Source organism: Paracidovorax citrulli, assembly GCF_900100305.1.
GTDB classification, from domain to species: domain Bacteria; phylum Pseudomonadota; class Gammaproteobacteria; order Burkholderiales; family Burkholderiaceae_C; genus Paracidovorax; species Paracidovorax citrulli.
On record NZ_FNEY01000028.1, the window covers coordinates 31,985 to 52,351 of the forward strand.

The 20,367-nt window shown below is 69.2% G+C and carries 16 protein-coding genes and 1 pseudogene; 13 read left to right on the top strand and 4 right to left on the bottom strand.

Annotated features, from left to right (window positions below; translation table 11 throughout):
* From treS to BLR99_RS17270, 5 genes are all read left to right on the top strand, one after another.
* A complete protein-coding gene (gene treS / locus BLR99_RS17250; RefSeq protein WP_048857300.1) occupies nt 1-3,432 on the top strand; it encodes a maltose alpha-D-glucosyltransferase in 3,432 nt (1,143 codons plus the stop codon).
* 48 nt (nt 3,433-3,480) lie between these two features.
* On the top strand, nt 3,481-4,200 hold the full coding sequence (locus BLR99_RS17255; RefSeq protein WP_011795145.1) for a mechanosensitive ion channel family protein: 720 nt from the start codon (nt 3,481-3,483) through the stop codon (nt 4,198-4,200).
* 282 nt (nt 4,201-4,482) lie between these two features.
* The gene (locus BLR99_RS17260) at nt 4,483-5,022 is read left to right on the top strand and encodes a TRAP transporter small permease subunit (RefSeq protein WP_011795144.1); all 540 of its coding nucleotides are present in this window, start codon (nt 4,483-4,485) and stop codon (nt 5,020-5,022) included.
* A 53-nt stretch (nt 5,023-5,075) separates the two neighbouring features.
* Complete coding sequence (locus BLR99_RS17265) at nt 5,076-6,662, top strand: TRAP transporter large permease (protein WP_011795143.1); 1,587 nt, start codon at nt 5,076-5,078, stop codon at nt 6,660-6,662.
* Complete coding sequence (locus BLR99_RS17270) at nt 6,659-7,186, top strand: hypothetical protein (protein WP_011795142.1); 528 nt, start codon at nt 6,659-6,661, stop codon at nt 7,184-7,186. Before BLR99_RS17265 ends, BLR99_RS17270 begins: the two co-directional genes overlap by 4 nt.
* A 765-nt stretch (nt 7,187-7,951) precedes the next feature.
* Here the strand turns inward: BLR99_RS17270 and BLR99_RS17275 are convergent.
* The 4 genes from BLR99_RS17275 to xseB all read right to left on the bottom strand — a co-directional run bounded on the left by BLR99_RS17275 (nt 7,952) and on the right by xseB (nt 12,378).
* On the bottom strand, nt 7,952-9,031 hold the full coding sequence (locus tag BLR99_RS17275; RefSeq protein ID WP_046059670.1) for a TRAP transporter substrate-binding protein: 1,080 nt from the start codon (nt 9,029-9,031) through the stop codon (nt 7,952-7,954).
* A 232-nt stretch (nt 9,032-9,263) separates the two neighbouring features.
* Entirely contained in the window at nt 9,264-11,132 is a 1,869-nt protein-coding gene (gene dxs / locus BLR99_RS17280) for a 1-deoxy-D-xylulose-5-phosphate synthase (protein ID WP_011795140.1), read from the bottom strand.
* 77 nt (nt 11,133-11,209) lie between these two features.
* Complete coding sequence (locus tag BLR99_RS17285; protein WP_011795139.1) at nt 11,210-12,130, bottom strand: polyprenyl synthetase family protein; 921 nt, start codon at nt 12,128-12,130, stop codon at nt 11,210-11,212.
* A complete protein-coding gene (gene xseB / locus BLR99_RS17290; protein WP_017439337.1) occupies nt 12,130-12,378 on the bottom strand; it encodes an exodeoxyribonuclease VII small subunit in 249 nt (82 codons plus the stop codon). Before xseB ends, BLR99_RS17285 begins: the two co-directional genes overlap by 1 nt.
* A gap of 262 nt (nt 12,379-12,640) precedes the next feature.
* On the opposite strand from xseB, the gene BLR99_RS17295 reads away from it, so the two are divergent.
* From BLR99_RS17295 to flhC, 8 genes and pseudogenes are all read left to right on the top strand, one after another.
* A complete protein-coding gene (locus BLR99_RS17295) occupies nt 12,641-13,780 on the top strand; it encodes an aromatic ring-hydroxylating oxygenase subunit alpha (protein WP_074687394.1) in 1,140 nt (379 codons plus the stop codon).
* Nucleotides 13,781-13,929: 149 nt separating this feature from the next.
* Nucleotides 13,930-14,847 carry a DMT family transporter gene (locus BLR99_RS17300; RefSeq protein WP_074687395.1) on the top strand — a complete coding sequence of 306 codons (918 nt, stop codon included), beginning with the start codon at nt 13,930-13,932 and terminating at the stop codon, nt 14,845-14,847.
* A gap of 174 nt (nt 14,848-15,021) precedes the next feature.
* Nucleotides 15,022-15,921 (top strand): sulfurtransferase, encoded by a 900-nt coding sequence (locus BLR99_RS17305; protein WP_011795135.1) that lies wholly within the window; start codon nt 15,022-15,024, stop codon nt 15,919-15,921.
* A gap of 56 nt (nt 15,922-15,977) precedes the next feature.
* Nucleotides 15,978-17,240, top strand: a complete 1,263-nt coding sequence (locus tag BLR99_RS17310) for an SfnB family sulfur acquisition oxidoreductase (protein ID WP_074687396.1) — start codon at nt 15,978-15,980, stop codon at nt 17,238-17,240.
* A 13-nt stretch (nt 17,241-17,253) separates the two neighbouring features.
* A complete protein-coding gene (locus BLR99_RS17315) occupies nt 17,254-18,531 on the top strand; it encodes an SfnB family sulfur acquisition oxidoreductase (protein WP_011795133.1) in 1,278 nt (425 codons plus the stop codon).
* A pseudogene (locus BLR99_RS23180) lies at nt 18,531-18,860 on the top strand (dibenzothiophene desulfurization enzyme A); the annotation flags it as partial. The gene BLR99_RS17315 and the pseudogene BLR99_RS23180, both read left to right, overlap by 1 nt.
* Before the next feature lie 562 nt (nt 18,861-19,422).
* Complete coding sequence (gene flhD / locus BLR99_RS17325) at nt 19,423-19,752, top strand: flagellar transcriptional regulator FlhD (protein ID WP_013595547.1); 330 nt, start codon at nt 19,423-19,425, stop codon at nt 19,750-19,752.
* Nucleotides 19,753-19,805: 53 nt separating this feature from the next.
* The gene (flhC, locus tag BLR99_RS17330; RefSeq protein ID WP_011795130.1) at nt 19,806-20,357 is read left to right on the top strand and encodes a flagellar transcriptional regulator FlhC; all 552 of its coding nucleotides are present in this window, start codon (nt 19,806-19,808) and stop codon (nt 20,355-20,357) included.
* The last annotated feature ends 10 nt before the right edge of the window (nt 20,358-20,367 follow it).

Genomic DNA, 20,367 nt, shown 5'->3' on the forward strand with positions numbered 1-20,367 from the left:
ATGAACGCTCCCCTGCTGCGCCAACCCCTCCCGGCCGCGGACGCCGCCGCCGCCGGGCCGCTGCCCGAGCCGGGCCCCGTGGTGATGCCCGAAACCCCGGAGATCGACACGCAGGGCGACCCCCAGTGGTACCGCGACGCCGTCATCTACCAGTTGAACGTGAAAGCGTTCTTCGACAGCAACAACGACGGCTACGGCGACTTCAAGGGGGTGACCGCCAAGCTGGACTACGTGAAGGACCTGGGCGTCAACACGATCTGGCTCATGCCGTTCTACCCATCGCCGCTGCGCGACGACGGCTACGACATCTCCGACTACGAGAACGTGCATCCGCAGTACGGCACCCTCGCGGACTTCAAGGAGATGCTCGACGCCGCGCACGCGCGCGGCCTGCGCGTGATCACCGAGCTGGTCATCAACCACACGTCGTCCGAGCACCCCTGGTTCCAGCGCGCGCGGCGGGCCCCGCCCGGCTCCCCCGAGCGGGACTTTTACGTCTGGAGCGATACCGACCAGATCTACCGGGGCACGCGCATCATCTTCACGGATACCGAAACCTCGAACTGGGCCTGGGACCCGGTGGCCAAGCAGTACTACTGGCACCGCTTCTTCAGCCACCAGCCGGACCTGAACTTCGACAACCCGCTGGTGCTGGAAGCCGTGTTCAAGACCATGCGCTTCTGGCTGGACATGGGCGTGGACGGCTTCCGGCTCGACGCCATTCCCTACCTGGTGGAGCGCGACGGCACCAGCAACGAGAACCTGCCCGAGACGCACGCCGTCATCAAGAAACTGCGCGCGGCCATCGACGCCGAATACAGGAACCGCTTCCTGCTCGCCGAGGCCAACATGTGGCCGGAGGACGTGCGCGAGTATTTCGGCGACGGCGACGAGTGCCACATGGCCTACCACTTCCCGCTGATGCCGCGCATGTACATGGCGATCGCCCAGGAAGACCGGCACCCCATCGTCGAGATCCTGCAGCAGACGCCCGACATCCCCGAAGGCTGCCAGTGGGCCATCTTCCTGCGCAACCACGACGAGCTCACGCTGGAGATGGTGACCAGCAAGGAACGCGACTACATGTACAGCATGTACGCGGCCGACATGCGCGCGCGCATCAACCTGGGCATCCGCCGCCGGCTCGCGCCGCTGATGGAGAACGACCTGGACCGGGTCAAGCTCATGAACGGCATGCTGCTGTCCATGCCGGGCTCTCCCATCATCTACTACGGCGACGAGATCGGCATGGGCGACAACGTCTTCGTGGGGGACCGCAACGGCGTGCGCACGCCCATGCAGTGGTCGCCCGACCGCAACGGCGGCTTCTCGCGCTCCGACCCGCAGCGGCTCTACCTGCAGCCCATCATGGACGCGGTGTACGGCTACGAGGCGCTGAACGTGGAGGCCCAGTCGGGCGACCACAGCTCCCTGCTGCACTGGACACGCCGCATGCTGGCCGTGCGCAAGACCAGCCGCGCCTTCGGCCGCGGGCGCCGCACCTTCCTCAAGCCCGGCAACCGCAAGATCCTGGCGTACGTGAGCGAACACGAGGACGACGTCATCCTCACGGTGTTCAACCTCTCGCGCGCCGCCCAGCCGGTGGAGCTGGACCTGTCGGCCTACCGGGGCCGCACGCCGATCGAGATGCTGGGTCGGGTCACCTTCCCGCCCATCGGCGACCTGCCCTACCTGCTCACCCTGCACTCCTACGGCTTCTACTGGTTCCGCCTCTCCAACGAGGCCCCGATGCCCTCATGGCACCAGGAGGGCCTGGACCTGCAGGAAAGGCCCGTGCTCGTGCTGTTCGACGGGTGGACCAGCTTCTTCCGCGAACGCGTCATGCCCTGGCGCATCGGCATGGCCGAGCGCATGCGCGCGCAATTCGAGGACGACACCCTGCCGCGCTTCATCGAGCTGCAGCGCTGGTATGCGGACAAGGGCGCGACCATCGCCGGCGCGCGCATCCTGGACCACACGGTCTGGAAGGCCGGCGAAGGCTGCGAATGGATGCTGCCGCTGCTGGGCGTGGAGCCGGCCGCGAAGCCCGGCGGCGCCCAGGGGGCGGGCGCGACCTACTTCGTGCCCCTGGCCCTGGCCTGGGAAGAAGGCAGCGAGGAGCGCATGCGCCGCATCTCTCCGGCCGGCGTGGCGCGCGTGCGCCAGCAGGCCCAGGTGGGCGTGATGGGCGATGCCTTCCACGACGAGTCCTTCTGCCGCATGGTGGTGCGTGCCATGGGCGAAGGCACCGAACTCGCCACCGACCAGGGCGGACGGGTGCGATTCCGGCGCACCTCGGCCTTCGACGCGCTGGCCGCGGAACTGGACACGCTGCCCGTGGAGCGCCCCGGCGCCCAGAGCAGCAACACCGTGGTCGCCCTCGGCGAAACCCTGTTCCTCAAGGGCTACCGCCGCCTGCGCGAGGGCGTGAATCCCGAACTGGAGGTCGGCCGCTTCCTCACGGAGGTCGCCCGCTTCCCGCACTGCGTGCCGGTGGCGGGATCGGTGGAGTACGTGGCGCCGGACGGCGCCACCATGACGCTCGCGCTGGTGCAGTCCTATGTGGCCAACCAGGGCGACGGATGGGAGTACACGCTCGGCTACCTGGAGCGCTTCCTCGAAGACACACGCCTGGCGCAGGCGGCCGGCCCCGTGGCGGACATGCACGGCGGCTATCTGGCCCTGGCCGCCACCCTGGGCCAGCGCACGGCGCAACTGCACCAGGCGCTGGCCCGGCGCACCGGCGATGCCGCCTTCGACCCCGAACCCGTCACCACGCAGGACGTGGCCGCCTTCGGCCAGCGCGCGCGCGCCGAGGCCGAGGACACGCTCGTCCTGCTGGAGCAGCGCCTGGACGAACTGCCGCCCGCGGCGCAGACGGACGCCCAGGCGGTGCTGGCGCGGCGCGCCCTCATCATGGAGCGCCTCGCGGCCGGCGGCGCGGACGCGCCCGCGGGCACCAAGACCCGCTTCCACGGCGACTACCACCTGGGCCAGGTGCTGGTGACGGGCAATGATTTCGTCATCATCGATTTCGAAGGCGAACCCGGCCGGCCGTTCGAGGAACGCCGCGCCAAGAGTTCGCCCCTGCGCGACGTGGCCGGCATGCTGCGCTCGTTCAACTACGCGCGCTGGGCCGCCCTCAAGCACATGACCCAGTCCACCGAGGAGATGGTGCGCCTGGACGAGGCCGCGCGGCACTGGGAGCACCAGGTCCGCGATGCCTTCCTGGCCGCCTACGCGGCGGAAGGCCTTGCGGCCGATCCCGCCCTGATCTCCCTGTTCGAGCTGGAGAAGGCGCTCTACGAACTCCGCTACGAACTGGGCAACCGCGTGGACTGGGCCCAGGTGCCGCTGCAGGGCATCCTGGCGCTGATCGGCGCGGCCGCGGCGCCCACGCCCACGCCGAACCTGCCCGACACCCCCGCCTGACGGCGCCGCCGCTTTCCCGCCACCGACCGATCCCCGAGGCTTCTTCCCATGGACAACCTATCCATCCACCTGGAACCGGCCCGTGCCTTCCTCTTCCAGCTCGGCGCCTACCTGCCGCGCCTGCTCTTCGCCCTGCTCATCCTCGCGGCGGGCTGGCTGGTGGCGAAGGCCGTGCGCTTCGCGGTCACGCGCGGGCTGCGCGCCATCAACTTCCACGTGCTCACCGAACGCGCGGGCCTGGACGACTTCCTGCGGCAGGCCGGCTCGCGCCGCGACGCCACGGCCATCTTCGGCCTGCTGGCGTACGGCCTGGTGCTGCTGGCGGCCCTGCTGGTCGCCTTCAACAGCCTGGGCCTGAGCTACGTCACCGCCCTCCTGAGCCGCGTGCTGTGGTTCATCCCGAACCTCTTCGTCGCGCTGCTGATCCTGGTGCTGGGCACGTATTTCGGCCGCGTGGTCGGCGAACTCGTCTCCGCGTACCTGCGCCGCGCCGGCATGGCCGACACGGCCCTGCCGGGCAAGGCGGCCCAGTACGCCATCGTGGTGTTCTCGGTGCTGATCGCGCTGGACCAGCTCGGCATCGGCGGCGACATCGTGCGCCAGAGTTTCCTCATCCTGCTGGCGGGCGTGGTCTTCGCGCTGGCCCTGGCCTTCGGCCTGGGCGGGCGGGACCGGGCCGCCGAGTGCATCGAGCAGTGGTGGCCGCGCCGGCGGCGCGAACCGCCCGCGGGCGCGGACAGGCTGCCGCCCCGGGATCCGCGACCCTGAACGACGCCGGCCCCGGGCCGGCTTTTTCATTTCCCCTCCGGACGCTCCGGCCGCCCCGCCGATCCTGCCGCAGGATGGAATCCACCGGTGCCGGCGGGCTGCCGCCCTGCGCCCCCGGCCTGCTGCGCACCGCCACGCACGGGAAAACCCCAGCCCCCCGCGTCAGCCTTTTCTCAGCCCAGGCGCCGTACGATCCGCTTTAATCCCGGGCGGGCGCGGCGCCGTGGTTTCTTCCTGCCGCGCGCATCCATCGAACAACGTGAACGACAGGAGACAGCAAGCGTGACAGGACTCCTCCAACTGGCCAGGGGCATGGACTGGGTTTCCACCAGGCTCAGCAAGATCGCGGGCTGGGCCGTGCTCGCCGCCGCCCTGATTTCCGCGGGCAACGCCCTGGTGCGCTACGGGCTGGATCTCAGCTCCAACGCGTGGCTCGAGATCCAGTGGTACCTCTTCGGCACCACCGTGATGCTCGGCGCGCCGGTGGTGCTCAAGCTCAACGAACACGTGCGCGTGGACATCATCTACGGCAAGCTGCGCGGCCGCGGGCCGGTCCTCGTCGATCTGTTCGGCCTCATCTTCTTCCTGCTGCCCGTGATGGGCCTGCTCACCTGGCTCACGTGGCCGTTCTTCTGGAACATGTATGTCACCAAGGAGATGTCGGGCAACATCGGCGGCCTGATCCGCTGGCCCGCGGCGCTGCTGCTGCCCGTGGGCTTCGGCGCGGTCTTCCTGCAGGGCCTGGCCGAGATCGTCAAGCGCGTGGCCTACCTGACGGGGCACCTGCAGATCAGCACCCATTACGAGAAGCCGGTGCAGTAAACGCATCGACAAAAAGCGCCGACCGACCCGACTTCTCCAGGAAGACTCTCCCCATGCACATGGAAAACTTCGCCCCGATCATGTTCGCGGGGCTGATCGTGATCATGCTGATCGGCTTTCCGGTCGCGTTCTCGCTCGCGGCCCTGGGCCTGTTCAGCGGCTTCTTCGCCATCGAGATGGGCTGGTTCCCGGCCAACTTCATGGCCAACCTGCCGATCAACATGTTCGGCATCCTGTCGAACGACCTGCTCCTGGCCATCCCGTTCTTCACGCTGATGGGCGCGGTGCTCGAGAAATGCGGCCTCGCCGAGGACATGCTCGACTCCATGGGCCAGCTCTTCGGCCCCGTGCGCGGCGGCCTGGGCTACTCGGTCATCATCGTGGGCTTCATCCTGGGCGCCATCACCGGCACCGTGGCCGGCCAGGTGATCGCCATGGCGATGATCTCGCTGCCCGTGATGATGCGCTACAACTACAACATGCGCTACGCCACCGGCGTGCTGGCCGCCTCGGGCACCATCACCCAGCTCGTGCCGCCCTCGCTGGTGCTGATCGTCATGGCCGACCAGCTCGGCCGCTCGGTGGGCGACATGTACAAGGGCGCGTGGGGTCCCGCCATCCTGCAGGTGCTGATCTTCGCGATCTACACCTTCCTGCTGGGCCGCATCCGCCCCGAATACGTGCCCGGCCTGCCCAAATCGGCGCGCACGCTGCACGGCTGGGCCCTCTGGGGCAAATGCCTGCGTGGCATCATCCCCTCGGCCATCCTGATCTTCGCGGTGCTCGGCTCCATGGGCGGCCTGCCGTTCATGGACCACGCCATCGCCACGCCCACCGAGGCGGGCGCCATGGGCGCCGTGGGCTCGCTGATCCTCGCGGCCATCCACAAGCGGCTGACGTGGAAGCTCATCAAGGAAGCCATGGACGGCACCATGCGCCTCACCGCCATGGTGGTGTTCATCCTGATCGGCTCGCGCGTGTTCTCGCTGGTCTTCCAGGGCGTCGACGGGGCGATCTGGATCGAGCACATGCTCAGCGACCTGCCGGGCGGCCAGATCGGCTTCCTGATCGTGGTGAACCTCTTCATCTTCTTCCTGGCGTTCTTCCTCGACTTTTTCGAGATCGCCTTCATCATCCTGCCGCTGCTGGGCCCCGTGGCCCACAAGCTGGGCATCGACCTCGTGTGGTTCGGCGTGCTGCTGTGCGTGAACATGCAGACCAGCTTCATGCACCCGCCCTTCGGCTTCGCCCTCTTCTACCTGCGCGGCATCGCCGACACGCTGTTCAAGGAAAAGCGCATCGACCGGCCGGTGAAATCGAGCGACATCTACATGGGCTCCATCCCGTGGGTGGTGATGCAGCTGATCCTCGTGGCGATCGTGATCTTCTTCCCGCAGACCGTGACCATCTTCCTCGACAAGGAAAAGGTGGTCGATCTGGACAAGGTGCAGCTCGACATGCCCGCGGACAGCTCGGCGGAACCGACCATCAACATGGACGACCCCTTCGGCACCGGCAAACCCGCGGACGGCGCCTCGGACGCCCCGGGCGCGGAGCCCGCGATGCCGATGCCGGAACCGATGCCGGAACCGATGCCCGAGCCGGCGGCGCCGGAAGGCGCGGCCAGCACGCCGCGATGACGCAGCACCATGGGCAGCAGCCCACGCCCGGCAACGGCAGGGCCGCCATCGACATCGAAAGCGCCGCCTTCCCGCCCCTGGTGCGGCTGCTCGCCGTGGCCATCGTGGGCGGGCTGGCGGCCTTCGCGCTCTGGTCCATCCCCGCGCTGCGCAACGCGCAATGGACCTTTCCCGCCCTGGCGACCTTCGGCATCGCGGCCGTGCTGATCGGCTGGATGGGCTGGTGGATGGTCTTCAGCCGCACGCGCTTCCGTTCGACCGAAGACGGTGGCGTGATCGTGCAGACATGGCTCTGGGACAAGCGGGTGCGCGCGGCCGACGTGGCCAGCTTCAAGATCGTGCACTGGCCGTGGTTCCAGGCCGTCATCGCGCCGCGCATCCTGCTGCGGCGCAAGGGCGGGGGGATCACGTGGGTGCATGCGGCGGATGCGGGGTTGCTGGTGGCGTTCGGGGAGAGTGTGGTGAGGGTGGGGGCTGTGCCTTCGGCCCTGTCCTCTTCTCCGCCTGAGGCACAGGCTCGCTGAGGGTTTGTTTCCCGGAGCCGGGATTTCGCCCCGGCGGGCGAGTCACTTTCTTTCGCTTCGCCGAAAGAAAGTAACCAAAGAAAGGGCGACCCTGCTGGACGCGACCCCGTTCGCCCAAAGGGCGAACGGGGCAACCTGAGGTGCTCGGGGGTGGGGTGTGCCGTGGAACTCGCTGCGCGCACTCCGTGCGCTGCGCTCGGACAACCACGGCAAGTCAGTTCACGAAGCGGGCGTGTCCTGCGGCACGCCCGCCACCCCACCCCCTGCGCGCCCCAGGCGCAACCAGAAGGGGTGATCCGGGCCGTCGCTGCGCTCGGCCCCCAAAAAACATCGTGCGCGGTGCGCAGCACTCGCGCACCAAAGGCCGAGCGAAGCAATGGCCCGTGTACGGCACCCCGCCCTCGTGGCTGCGCCGAGGAGCGCAGGAGGCAAGGCGCGCAGGCGTGCCGAAGGACACGCCTGCTTCGTGATCTGACTGGCTGCGGTTGTCCGAGCGGAGCGCGCCAGCGCGCAGCGAGTTCCGCAGCCGCGCCTTGCCTCCGAGCACCACAGGCTGCCCCCTTCGCCCCTGCGGGGCGAAGGGGGACGCAGACACCAGGGCTCGCCTTTTCTTTGCCTACTTTCTTTTGGCGAAGCAAAAGAAAGTAGGTGCGCCGCCGGGCGCACATCCCGGCCCCGGGAAAAAACCACCTCCAAAAAGAAAAAAGGCGACCCGAAGGCCGCCCCAAAGAAACACGTAGCTTCTTCTTGTACCCGGCAACCAGCTCAGAGCTTCTGCGCCTGCATGAATCGATCGAACGTGCCTTCCGTGAACCGGAACCACGCGTTCTCGTCCGCCAGGAACTTGGCGTAATCCGTATAGACCTTCTTCCACTCCGGATTGGTGTTGTTCAGGTCCGCGTAGATCTGCTGCGCCGACTTGAACGCCGCGTTCATCACGTCCTGCGTGAACGGCCGCAGCTTGGTGCCCGAGCCCACGAGCTGCTTGATCGCCACGGGGTTGCGCGCGTCGTACTTCGACAGCATAGTGACGTGCGCGTGCGAGGCGGCGGCTTCCACCACGGCCTTGTACTCGGCCGGCAGGCCTTCCCAGGCCTTGGTGTTGATGTAGAAGTCCAGTTGCGGGCCACCCTCCCACCAGCCGGGGTAGTAGTAGAACGGCGCGACCTTGTTGAAGCCCAGCTTCTGGTCGTCGTACGGTCCCACCCATTCCAGCGCATCGATCGTGCCCTTTTCCAGCGCCGGATACAGGTCGGCGCCGGGAATGGACTGCGGGATCACGCCGAAGGGCTCGAGCACCTTGCCCGCGAAGGGGTTGGTGCGGAACTTCAGGCCCTTGAGGTCGGCGACGGACTTGATCTCCTTGCGGAACCAGCCACCCATCTGCGCGCCCGTGTTGCCGCCGGGGAAGCTGATGATGTTGTACTTGGCGTAGAACTCGCGCATCAGCTTCAGGCCGTTGCCCTCGTACATCCAGGCGTTCATCTGCCGCGCGTTCAGGCCGAAGGGCACGGCGCAGCCCAGGCAGAACGTCGGGTCCTTGCCGTAGTAGTAGTAAGGCGCCGTGTGCGCCATCTCGACGGAGGCGTTCTGCACGCCGTCCACCACGCCGAAGGCGGGCATCAGTTCGCCGCCGGCATGCACGGAGATCTGGAACTTGCCGCCGGTGGCTTCGCTGACCTTCTTGGAGAACACTTCCGCCGTGCCATAGATGGTGTCGAGCGACTTGGGGAAGCTGGACGCGAGGCGCCAGCGGATGCTGGCCTGGGCGTGCACAGCGGGGGCTGCGCCGGCCGCCAGCACGCCGGCGATGCCAGCGTGCTTGAGGATGGAACGACGATCCATGGATGGGTCTCCGGTAATGATTTGCGAGCGAACGGCCGCGGGGCTCCGGATCACGGGGCGGCCGGGACGGACTGTTTCAGCCGGAAACGATTGTAGGAAGGGGCCACTGCGGGCCGTTGGGGGTTTTCCCGCGAAAGAAAAAGCCGCGCGGGCGGCCCTTCAGCCTTCTGCAAGCTTGCCGCGCGGTTCGTTCGGTGGGGTTCGGCCCGGCCGTGCGGCCGGGCGCCATGCATCAGCCGGCGGCGGGACCGAAGCGCGCCGTGATGGAGCGCACGAGGCCCTCGGCATCGAGACCCTGCAGCGCGAGCAGGCGGGCCGGGTCGCCATGCTCGATGAACACGTCCGGCAGGCCGAGCTGCAGCACGGGCTTCTGGATGCCGGCGGCATTCAGCGCTTCGCACACGGCGCTGCCCGCACCGCCCAGCACGGCGCCCTCTTCCACCGTCACCAGGGCGTCGTGCCCGGCCGCGATCTCCAGCAGCAATGCGGTATCCAGCGGCTTGGCCCAGCGCATGTTGGCCACCGTGGCGTCCAGCGTCTCGCCGGCCTGCAGCGCGGGATAGAGCAGCGTGCCGAATGCCAGGATCGCGATGCGTTGCCCGGTGCGGCGCACCTCGCCCTTGCCGAAGGGAAGCCCCTCCAGCCCCGGCAGGGGTGCCACGCCCGCGCCGCTGCCGCGCGGATAGCGCACGGCCACGGGATGGTCCTGTGCGTAGGCGGTGGACAGCAGCTGCCGGCACTCGCGCTCATCCGCCGGACAGGCGATGCTCATGTTCGGGATGCAGCGCACGAAGGGGATGTCGTAGGCACCCGCGTGCGTGGCGCCGTCGGCACCGACGAGGCCTGCGCGGTCCAGCGCGAACACCACCGGCAGGTTCTGCAGCGCCACGTCGTGGATGAGCTGGTCGTAGGCGCGCTGCAGGAAGGTGGAGTAGATCGCCACCACCGGCTTCACGCCCTCGCAGGCCATGCCCGCGGCGAAGGTCACGGCATGCTGCTCGGCGATGCCCACGTCGTAGTAGCGGCCGGGGAAGCGCTTCTCGAACTCCACCATGCCCGAGCCCTCGCGCATGGCCGGCGTGATGCCCACGAGCCGGTCGTCCTGCGCGGCCATGTCGCAGAGCCACTGCCCGAACACCTGCGTGAAGGTCTGCTTCGGCGGCGTGGCGGGCTTGGTCAGGCCCACGCTCGGGTCGAACTTGCCAGGGCCGTGGTAAGCCACGGGATCTGCCTCGGCCAGCTTGTAGCCCTGCCCCTTCTTCGTGACCACGTGCAGGAACTGCGGGCCCTTCAGGCCCTTGATGTTCTCCAGCGTGGGAATGAGCGAATCGAGGTCGTGCCCGTCGATAGGGCCGATGTAGTTGAAACCGAACTTCTCGAACAGCGTGGCCGGCAACACCATGCCCTTGGCCTGCTGCTCGAAGCGCTTGGCGAGTTCGAGCAGTGGCGGCACGGGCCCGAGCACCGTCTTGCCGACGTTCTTCGCGGCCGCGTAGAACTGCCCGCTCATGAGCTGTGCCAGGTAGCGGTTGAGCGCCCCCACGGGCGGGCTGATGCTCATGTCGTTGTCATTCAGGATGACGAGCAGGTTGGCGTCGGCCACGCCGGCATTGTTCAGCGCCTCGAAGGCCATGCCGGCCGTCATCGCGCCGTCGCCGATGATGGCCACGGCGCGGCGGTCCTCGCCGCGCTGGCGGGCGGCCATGGCCATGCCGAGCGCCGCGGAAATGCTGGTGCTGGAGTGGGCCGTGCCGAAGGTGTCGTACTCGCTTTCCGTGCGCTGGGGAAAGCCCGAGAGGCCGCCCAGCTGGCGCAGCGTGGGCATGCGGTCGCGCCGGCCGGTGAGGATCTTGTGCGGATAGGTCTGGTGGCCCACATCCCACACGAGGCGGTCGCGCGGCGTGTCGAACACGGTGTGCAGCGCCACCGTGAGTTCCACCGTTCCCAGGTTGGAACTGAGGTGCCCTCCCGTCTTGGACACGCTGTCCAGCACGAATGCGCGCAACTCCGCGGCCAGCTCTTTCAGCTGGGCGCGCGACATGCGGCGCAGGTCGGCCGGGTCGTTCACGGTCTGCAGGAGAGGGAAGGAATTCGTGGACATATTGCTCTTGGTTGGGTGGCGCCGGCACGCATGCGCCGGGGAACGGGGCGGGACGCGGCGCGGTCCGGCCCCCAGTCTCAGCGGGATCGGTCGATCACCATGTCGGCCAGCGCCGCCAGCACGCGCGTGCCCGCCAGGCCGCTGTCCTGCAGGGCGGCGTGCGCCTCGTCGCGCAGCGCGGCCGCATAGGCGCGCGCGCGGTCCAGCCCCAGCAGCGAGACGTAGGTGGGCTTGTCGCTGGCCGCGTCCTTGCCGGCCGTCTTGCCCAGCGTGGCGGAATCGGCCACCACGTCGAGCACGTCGTCCACCACCTGGAAGGCCAGCCCGAGGGCCGCGCCGTAGCGCGACAGGGCGTCCCACGCAGCGGGCGCCACCGCTCCGCAGGCCGCGCCCATCAGCACGCTGGACTGCAGCAGCGCCCCGGTCTTGAGGCGGTGCATGCGGCGCAGCTCGTCTTCCGACAGCGCGACGCCCACGCTGGCCAGGTCGATCGCCTGCCCGCCGGCCATGCCGTCGGCGCCCGCGGCCCGCGCCAGCAGGCGGCACAGCCGGGCCTGCATGGCCTCGGGCACGTCGTCCTCGGGCGTGAGCAGTTCGAAGGCCAGGGCCTGCAGCGCATCGCCCGCGAGCAGCGCCTGGGCCTGCCCGAACTGCACGTGCACCGTGGGCTTGCCGCGGCGCAGCACGTCGTTGTCCATGCAGGGCATGTCGTCGTGCACCAGCGAATACGCGTGGATCAGCTCCACCGAGCAGGCCGCGCGCAGGGCCGCGCCGGCATGGCCCGACACTGCCTCGGCCGCGGCGAGCACCAGCAGCGGACGCAGCCGCTTTCCGGCGCCCAGCACCGCGTAGCGCATGGCATCGCCCAGGCCGCCCGGTGCATCGGCGGGCACCCAGGTTTCCAGGGCTTGCTCGACACGCCGCAGTGCCTGCGCGCTCCAGGCGGAAAGGTCGAAGCCGGCGTCGCCGGCGTGCGGGGAAAGCGCAGCGGTGCCCATCAGTCTTGCGTCCACGGTTGCAGCGTGCCGTTCTCCAGCACCTTGATCTGGTCCTGCACGGCCTCCAGGCGGCCGCGGCAGAACGCCAGCAGCTGCGCGCCGCGCTGGTAGCCGGCCAGCATCTGTTCGAGCGGCAACTGGCCCGACTCGATGCGGCCCACCAGCTGTTCCAGTTCCTCCAGCGCGGCTTCGTAACTCGCGGGCTCGGGGGACGGGGGGGTGGAAGCGGGGGAAGAGGCCTTGGGCATGGAAGCAGCCGCGCCGGCGGGCACGGGTAAAACGGGCCATTTTAGGCGCATGGCTGCGGCGGCAGCGTCGCGCAGGCATGCGTCACACGCCGGCCACGAAAACACAATACACGCACAAGGGGCGCGGAAATAACCCCATTGGCTACAATCCCATTTCTTCGTCGAACCGGCTGTGGGTACTTTGCTCGGCCGGTTTCGTTTTTTTCCACGTCCCGTGCGCACGCGCACCCTCCCTGTGGGGAGTCTTTAGGTCAGGTCACCCATGTCTGATTTAAGTCTTCAACTGCAGCAGGCCGCAAGCCAACTACCAGTTTCAAGCTATTTCGATGATGCGCTGTTCCGGCGCGAGCTGGACACCATCTTTCAGCGCGGGCCCCGCTATGTGGGGCACCAGCTGAGCGTGCCCGAACCGGGCGATTATTACGCGCTGCCGCAGGAAGGACAGGGCCGTGCCCTGGTGCGCAACGCGCAGGGTGGCATCGAACTGGTCTCCAACGTGTGCCGCCACCGCCAGGCGGTGATGCTGCAGGGCCGGGGCAACCTGCGCACGAACGGCAAGGGCCACGCCGCGGGGAACATCGTCTGCCCGCTGCACCGGTGGACGTACTCGCCCCAGGGCGAACTGCTGGGCGCGCCGCACTTCTCGCACGACCCCTGCCTGAACCTGAACAACTACCCGCTGCGCGAGTGGAACGGCCTCCTCTTCGAGGACAACGGCCGCGACATCGCCGCCGACCTCGCCGGCATGGGCCCGCGCTCGGAGCTGTCGTTCGACGGCTACGTGCTCGACAAGGTCGAACTGCACGAGTGCAACTACAACTGGAAGACCTTCATCGAGGTCTATCTGGAGGACTACCACGTGGGCCCGTTCCATCCGGGGCTGGGCAACTTCGTCACCTGCGACGACCTGCGCTGGGAGTTCCAGAAGCACTATTCCGTGCAGACCGTGGGCGTGGCCTCCACGTTCGGCAAGCCCGGCTCGGACGTGTACCGGAAATGGCACGAGGTGCTGCTGAACTACCGCGAGGGCCGCATGCCCGAGCGCGGCGCGATCTGGCTCACCTACTACCCCCACATCATGGTGGAGTGGTATCCGCACGTGCTCACCGTGTCCACGCTGCACCCCGTCAGCCCGACGAAGACACTCAACTTGGTGGAGTTCTACTACCCCGAGGAGATCGCCGCCTTCGAGCGCGAGTTCGTCGAGGCGCAGCAGGCGGCCTACATGGAAACCTGCATCGAGGACGACGAGATCGGCGAGCGCATGGATGCGGGGCGCCGGGCGCTGTTCGACCGCGGCGACAACGAGGTGGGCCCCTACCAGAGCCCGATGGAAGACGGCATGCAGCACTTCCACGAGTGGTACCGGGACGCCATGGGCGCCGCCGTCCCGCGGGACTGAGCGCCTGGCGGCGGCCCGGGCATGCGCCCGGCCGCCGCGAATCCCGGAAGGTGGGCTTTTGCGTGCCATCTTTCCGGGCCGGGCCCTCGGGCCTGGCCTAACATCGGCGGGACGCCCCCCACCCGCCCCTCATCTTCCGCTCCACGCCCATGCAAGCCCTCTGGATGGTCCTCGCCGCATTCCTCTTCGCGAGCATGGGGGTCTGCGTGAAGATGGCATCGGAACACTTCAACGCGGCCGAACTGGTGTGCTACCGGGGCATCATCGGCATGGCCATCCTCTGGGCGCTGGCGCGGCGCCAGGGCGTGGGACTGGGCACCCGCTACCCGGGCATGCACGCCTGGCGCAGCCTGATCGGCGTCGTCTCGCTCGGCGCATGGTTCTACGCCATCGCGCACCTGCCGCTCGCCACGGCCATGACACTCAACTACATTAGCAGCGTGTGGATCGCGGCCTTCATCGTGGGCGGTGCCCTGCTGGCCTGGCGGCCGTCGGGCGGCACCGGCGGCACGCGCCCGCCCCTGCAGGCCCCGCTGGTGATGACCGTGATGGCCGGGTTCGCGGGCGTGGTCATGATGCTGCGCCCCAGCCTGGACGCGCACCAGATGTTCGCGGGCCTCATCGGCCTGCTGTCGGGCCTGTCCGCCGCCTTCGCCTACATGCAGGTGATGGCGCTGTCGCGCATCGGCGAGCCGGAAACGCGCACGGTGTTCTATTTCGCGGTCGGCTCGGCCGTGGCGGGCGGCGCGGCCATGCTGCTCACGGGCGCCTCGGCCTGGCCGGGCTGGCCGGGCCTGTGGCTTCTGCCCATCGGCTTCCTGGCCGCCGCCGGCCAGCTCTGCATGACGCGCGCCTACGCGCGGGCGGGCTCGCAGCGCGGCACCCTGGTGGTCGCCAACCTGCAGTATTCCGGCATCGTGTTCGCGGGGGTGTACAGCGTGGTGCTGTTCGGCGACGACATTCCGCCCATCGGCTGGGCCGGCATGGCACTGATCATCGTGAGCGGGATCGTCGCCACGGTGCTGCGCGCGCGTGCGGCACCGGGAGCGCCGGCGGAAGAGCACTGAGCCGGCGCGGGGCACGGGCGCGGCATGCCGACGTCGTGCCACGCGGTTGGCGGCCTGCGCCGACGCCGGGCAGGCCCCGCACGCCGCACAATCCGCACCATGGGAGCCTGCCCGGCCGTACTTTCCGGGAACGCCGGTTTCCCATTCCCTCACGCTCCATCGACTGAACACGCCATGGCCTACACCACCCTCATTTCCGCCGACGAACTCAAGGCGCTGCGCGCGAGCGGCACCCCCCTGATGGTCTTCGACTGCAGCTTCGATCTGGCGCATCCTTCGCGCGGGCACCAGCAGTACCTCGAATCGCACATCCCCGGAGCGGTGTACGCGCACCTCGACGAATCGCTCAGCGCCCGGCACGGTGCGCCCGGCGCGGGCGGCACGATCGTGGCGACGGAAGGCGACATGCCGGTATCCGGCGGCCGCCATCCATTGCCCCACCCCGAGCGCTTCGCGGCCTGGCTCTCCTCGGTGGGCTTTTCCAACGCGATGCAGGCGGTGGTGTACGACCGCAACGGCGCCAACTTCTGCGGGCGCCTCTGGTGGATGCTGCAGTGGGTGGGCCACGAGGCCGTGGCGGTGCTCGACGGCGGGCTGCAGGCCTGGGAACAGGCCGGCGGCGAACTCGCGCACGGCGAGGAGCCCGCGCACTTCCAGGCGAACTTCGCCCTGGGCGAGCCCCTGCAGCGGCTGGCCACGGCCGCCGAGGTCCAGGCCGCCCTGGGCCAGCCGGGCCAGACGGTGGTGGATGCGCGCGCGCCCGCGCGCTACCGCGGCGAGGTGGAGCCGCTCGATCCGGTCGCCGGCCACATTCCCGGCGCGCTGAACCGCCCGTTCTCCGACAACCTCGGGCCCGACGGCCGCTTCAAGCCGGCCGCGCAACTGCGGGCCGAGTTCGAATCGCTGCTGGCGGGCCGCGATCCTTCCACCGTGGTGCACCAGTGCGGCAGCGGCGTGAGCGCCACGCCCAACGTGCTGGCCATGCAGGTCGCCGGGCTGGGCCGGACCGCGCTGTTCGCGGGCAGCTGGAGCGAGTGGTGCGGCGATCCGTCCCGCCCCGTCGAGCGCGGCTGAAACGCATAAGCTAGTCTGGAAATCTTCGTTCCCTTGCGGCGGGGACCGTCATGAGAATGGCCCATGACCGCCCCAGGGCCGAAGATGACCGCACCGACTCCACACCACGGCTGCCGCTGCCGCCGCGTACGCCGCACCGCATCGCCAGCGAGGCCGAGGCACTCGACATCGCCCGCGCGCTGGCGCGCGAATTCCGCCAGGACGCGGCATCGCGCGACCGCGAGCGCCGCCTGCCCTGGGACGAGATCGAGCGCTACACCGCGAGCGGCCTCGGCGGCATCGGCGTGCCGCGCGCCCACGGCGGCATCGGCGCCTCGTTCCGCACGCTGGCGGAGGTATTCGCCATCCTGTGCGCGGCCGATCCGTCGCTGGGGCAGATTCCGCAGAACCACCATGCGCTCATCCGCCACCTGGTGGAGTTCGGCAGCCCGTCGCTGCAGCGCCGCATTTTCGCGGACGTACTGGCGGGGCACCGGCTGGGCAATGCCGGCCCGGAGCGCAAGGCCCGCGCGGCCGCCGTCCACCATGCGACGGCGCGGCTGCGGCGGGATGCGCAGGGAACGCTGCGCGCCAGCGGCACGCGCCACTATTCCACCGGGGCGCTGTTCGCGCACTGGGTGCCCTTCCGCGCGCAGGACGAGTCCGGCCGCCCGGTGCAGGTCTGGGTGCGCCGCACGGCGCCCGGGCTGCAGGTGATCGACGACTGGGACGCCTTCGGCCAGCGCACCACGGCCAGCGGCAGCGTCGTGCTGCAGGACGTGCCCGTGGAGGATGGCGACGTGGTCGCCCTCCACGCATCGCAGGACCGGCCCACGCTGACGGGGCCGTTCTCGCAACTGCTGCAGGCCTCCATCGACCTGGGAATCGCCGAGGGTGCCCTGGAGGACGCCCTCGCCTACGTGCGCGAGAAAACCCGGCCCTGGGTGGACTCCGGCGTGGAACACGCCCACGACGATCCGCACATCCTGCGCGAGGTCGGCGAACTGGCCATCGACGTGCATGCGGCGCGCGAAGTGCTGGCCGAGGCCGCTGACCTGCTGGATGCAGCAGCCCAGGCACCGCTCACGGACGCCGCCAGCGCCGAGGCCTCGGTGGCGGTCGCGCGCGCGAAGGTGCTGACCACGGAGGCCGCGCTGCACGCCGGTGAACACCTGCTGGAACTGGCCGGCGCCTCGGCATCGCGCACCGTCCACAACCTGGACCGGCACTGGCGCAATGCGCGTGTCCACACGCTGCACGACCCCGTGCGCTGGAAATACCACCTCATCGGCCGCTACGTGCTGAACGGCCAGGCGCCGCGCCGCCACCAGTGGAACTGACCAAAGACCGCCCATGACCGCACACACCCCGCAGGAACGGCACTCCCTGCAGCAGGCAGGCCCCACCCCGCCGGCATCGCCGGTGCCGCCGGCGCCCGCGCACCGGCCGCCGGTGCTGGACACGCCCGCACAGATCCTCGGCACCGCCGCCGCGCTCGCCCGCGCATGGGCGCCCCAGGCGCTGGCGCGCGACCGGGAGCGCCGGCTGCCCTGGACGGAAATCGAGGCCTACAGTGCCAGCGGGCTCTGGGGCATCACCGTGCCGCTGGCCCACGGCGGTCCGGGCGCCGACGCCTGGACGCTCGCGCAGACCATCGCCACGGTCTCCGCGGCGGACGGATCGCTGGGCCACATCCCGCAGAACCATTTCCACGCCCTCGAAGTGCTGCGCGTGGGCGGCACCGAAGCCCAGCAGCGCTTCTTCCACGGGCGCGTGCTGCAGGGCGAGCGCTTCGGCAACGCCCTGTCCGAAACCGGCCACCGGGACTACCGGCGCCGCACCCGCCTGGAGCGCTCGGGCAGCGGCTGGGTGCTGCACGGGCGCAAGTCCTACTGCACCGGCGCGATCTTCGCGCACTGGATTCCCACGCAGGCGATGCAGCAGTTCCATGATGGCCGCGAGGTGAGCGTGATCGCCTTCGTGCCGCGCCATGCCCCCGGCATCACGGTGGAGGACGACTGGGACGGCATGGGCCAGCGCGTGACGGGCAGCGGATCGGTCGCGCTGGACGGCGTGCCGGTGCAGCCCGAATGGATCGTGCCGTTCCAGGCCAGCTTCGACCGGCCCACGGCCATCGGACCGTTCGCGCAGCTCATGCACGCGGCCATCGACCTCGGGATTGGCGAAGGGGCGCTGCAGGCCGCCCTGCCCTTCATCCGCGACCACGCGCGCCCCTGGATCGACGCGCAGGTGGAGCGCGCCACGGACGACCCGCTCACCCTGCACGCCGTGGGCGAGGTGGACCTGCGCCTGCGCGCGGCCCGCGCGATGCTGCGCCGGGCGGCGCGCTTCGTCGATGCCGCCCGGCACGCTCCCGATGAAGACACGGTGGCCGCCGCTTCGGTGGCCGTGGCCGAGGCCCGCGCGCTCGCCCACCGCGCTGGCCTGCTGGCTGCCAACAAGCTGCTGGAACTGGGCGGCACCTCCGCCACCGCCGCGGAACACGGCTTCGACCGCTTCTGGCGCAACGTGCGCACCCACACGCTGCACGATCCGGTGCGGTGGAAGTACCACGCCGTGGGCAACCATGTGCTCAACGGCACCCGGCCGCCGCGCCACGGAGCCCTGTGATGCCCGGCGCGCACCGCACACGCCCAATCGTCCTCAACGCGTTCAGCATGAACACGGTGGGGCACATCAACCACGGCCTCTGGACGCATCCCCGCGACCGGTCGGGCGAATACCACTCGCTGGACTACCGGACCGGGCTCGCGCGCGAACTGGAGCGCGGCCTGTTCGACAGCCTCTTCCTGGCCGACATCGTCGGCGTGTACGACACCTACGGCCAGTCGGCCGATGTCACCCTGCGCGAATCGGTGCAGCTGCCGGTCAGCGCCCCCGTGCTGGTCGTGCCCGCCATGGCCGCCGCCACGCGGCACCTGTCCCACGCGGCACCTGTCCCACGCGGGAACTGGTCCGCGCCCTGCGCGCGGAGGTCGTGCGCGCGGGCCGCCACCCCGGCGACGTGAAGGTGGTGGAGGGAGGCTCACCGCCGTGCCCGGCGCCACCCGCCAGGAGGCCGAGGACAAGTACCGGGATTACTGCCGCCATGCCTCGTGGTGCCCGAACTGCAGCAAGGCCGCACACATGCCCCACGGATCCGGCCGGCGACACACGCGCCGCGACCCGCCGGCGTGCGGTGGGCCACGGCCGAGCTACGGCCGAGCTACGGCCGAGCTACGGCCGAGCCATAGGCAGTCCGTATCCACCCGATAGCCGCGGCTGCCGCCCCGGCGCGGCTCCGCCTCCCTGCGCAGCACGCTGTTCCTCGCATTCCTGTCGCGCCGCTGGCGGGCCTGTAAAGCAAATTCCTACATGCCCGGCTTGCCGACGAGACACGACGCACCTCCAAACCCCGACTTAATTTCCGATTGGACCGAATTCACAATCCATTTCAACGGATCGCGACACACCTGCACACCGCCAGGGGCCTCGGGATCTGCTAACGGAAAGGAATGCACCATGACCTCGGAACAACTTCTCGCTGAAATCCGCGAAGCCAACCTCACCTACCTGATGCTGGCCCAGACGCTGATCCGCCAGGACAAGGCCGAAGCCGTGTTCCGCCTGGGCATCAACGAAGACGCCGCGGACATCCTGGCCTCCCTCTCGGCGGCCCAGGTGCTCAAGCTGGCCTCCCGCAACACCCTGCTGTGCAGCTTCCGCGTGGACGACAACCTCGTCTGGAGCCTGCTCACCAACCACAACACGCCCAAGAAGGTCGGCAACGAAGCCACCAACACGCTGCACGCCAACATCCTCATGGCCAGCCGCGTGTCGGAAGTGCTCTGAACCTTCCCTGCCGCCGTCCGACCTTCCCGCCCATCCGCCTCCGAAAGACCGCCATGACCGCAGCTGCCGCCCCCGTGAAGAGCGTCCTGAACGAATCCAAGCAGATCGAGCGCGCCGCCATGCTGATCCAGATGGGCGCCCGCATGCAGGTGCTGGAGTCGGAGACCTCCCTGTCGTACGAACGCCTGATCCGGCTCTACAAGGAAATCGCCGGCAAGTCGCCTTCCAAGGGCCAGCTGCCGTTCTCCACCGACTGGTTCCTCACCTGGCAGGAAAACGTCCACAGCTCCCTGTTCCTGAACATCTACGAATACCTGTCCAAGGGTGTGAGCCTGGATTCCGTGGAACTGCTCACCAAGGCCTACCGGCTCTACAGCGAGCAGGTCGCCACGGCCGAGATCGAACCCCTGTTGTCTTTCACCCGCGCATGGCGCCTGGTGAAGTTCGTGGATGCCGGTATGCTCACGCGCACCAAGTGTTCCCGGTGCGGCGGCCATTTCGTCACCGAAATGTACGAAAATCCACGTGCCTACACCTGCGGGCTGTGCAATCCTCCGGCCCGCGCCGGCAAGAGCAAGTCGGCCGGCGCGCTGATGCTGCACTGATCCATTCCCG

Excerpts from the sequence above, each read along its gene's own strand:
- BLR99_RS17305 (WP_011795135.1), top strand. The coding sequence starts at position 15,022 with ATGGCCTACACCACCCTCATTTCCGCCGACGAACTCAAGGCGCTGCGC.
- BLR99_RS17285 (WP_011795139.1), bottom strand. The coding sequence starts at position 12,130 with ATGGGCACCGCTGCGCTTTCCCCGCACGCCGGCGACGCCGGCTTCGAC.
- BLR99_RS17295 (WP_074687394.1), top strand. The coding sequence starts at position 12,641 with ATGTCTGATTTAAGTCTTCAACTGCAGCAGGCCGCAAGCCAACTACCA.
- BLR99_RS17300 (WP_074687395.1), top strand. The coding sequence starts at position 13,930 with ATGCAAGCCCTCTGGATGGTCCTCGCCGCATTCCTCTTCGCGAGCATG.
- BLR99_RS17315 (WP_011795133.1), top strand. The coding sequence starts at position 17,254 with ATGACCGCACACACCCCGCAGGAACGGCACTCCCTGCAGCAGGCAGGC.
- BLR99_RS17270 (WP_011795142.1), top strand. The coding sequence starts at position 6,659 with ATGACGCAGCACCATGGGCAGCAGCCCACGCCCGGCAACGGCAGGGCC.
- BLR99_RS17255 (WP_011795145.1), top strand. The coding sequence starts at position 3,481 with ATGGACAACCTATCCATCCACCTGGAACCGGCCCGTGCCTTCCTCTTC.
- flhD (WP_013595547.1), top strand. The coding sequence starts at position 19,423 with ATGACCTCGGAACAACTTCTCGCTGAAATCCGCGAAGCCAACCTCACC.
- flhC (WP_011795130.1), top strand. The coding sequence starts at position 19,806 with ATGACCGCAGCTGCCGCCCCCGTGAAGAGCGTCCTGAACGAATCCAAG.
- dxs (WP_011795140.1), bottom strand. The coding sequence starts at position 11,132 with ATGTCCACGAATTCCTTCCCTCTCCTGCAGACCGTGAACGACCCGGCC.
- treS (WP_048857300.1), top strand. The coding sequence starts at position 1 with ATGAACGCTCCCCTGCTGCGCCAACCCCTCCCGGCCGCGGACGCCGCC.
- BLR99_RS17275 (WP_046059670.1), bottom strand. The coding sequence starts at position 9,031 with ATGGATCGTCGTTCCATCCTCAAGCACGCTGGCATCGCCGGCGTGCTG.
- BLR99_RS17310 (WP_074687396.1), top strand. The coding sequence starts at position 15,978 with ATGGCCCATGACCGCCCCAGGGCCGAAGATGACCGCACCGACTCCACA.
- BLR99_RS17265 (WP_011795143.1), top strand. The coding sequence starts at position 5,076 with ATGCACATGGAAAACTTCGCCCCGATCATGTTCGCGGGGCTGATCGTG.
- xseB (WP_017439337.1), bottom strand. The coding sequence starts at position 12,378 with ATGCCCAAGGCCTCTTCCCCCGCTTCCACCCCCCCGTCCCCCGAGCCC.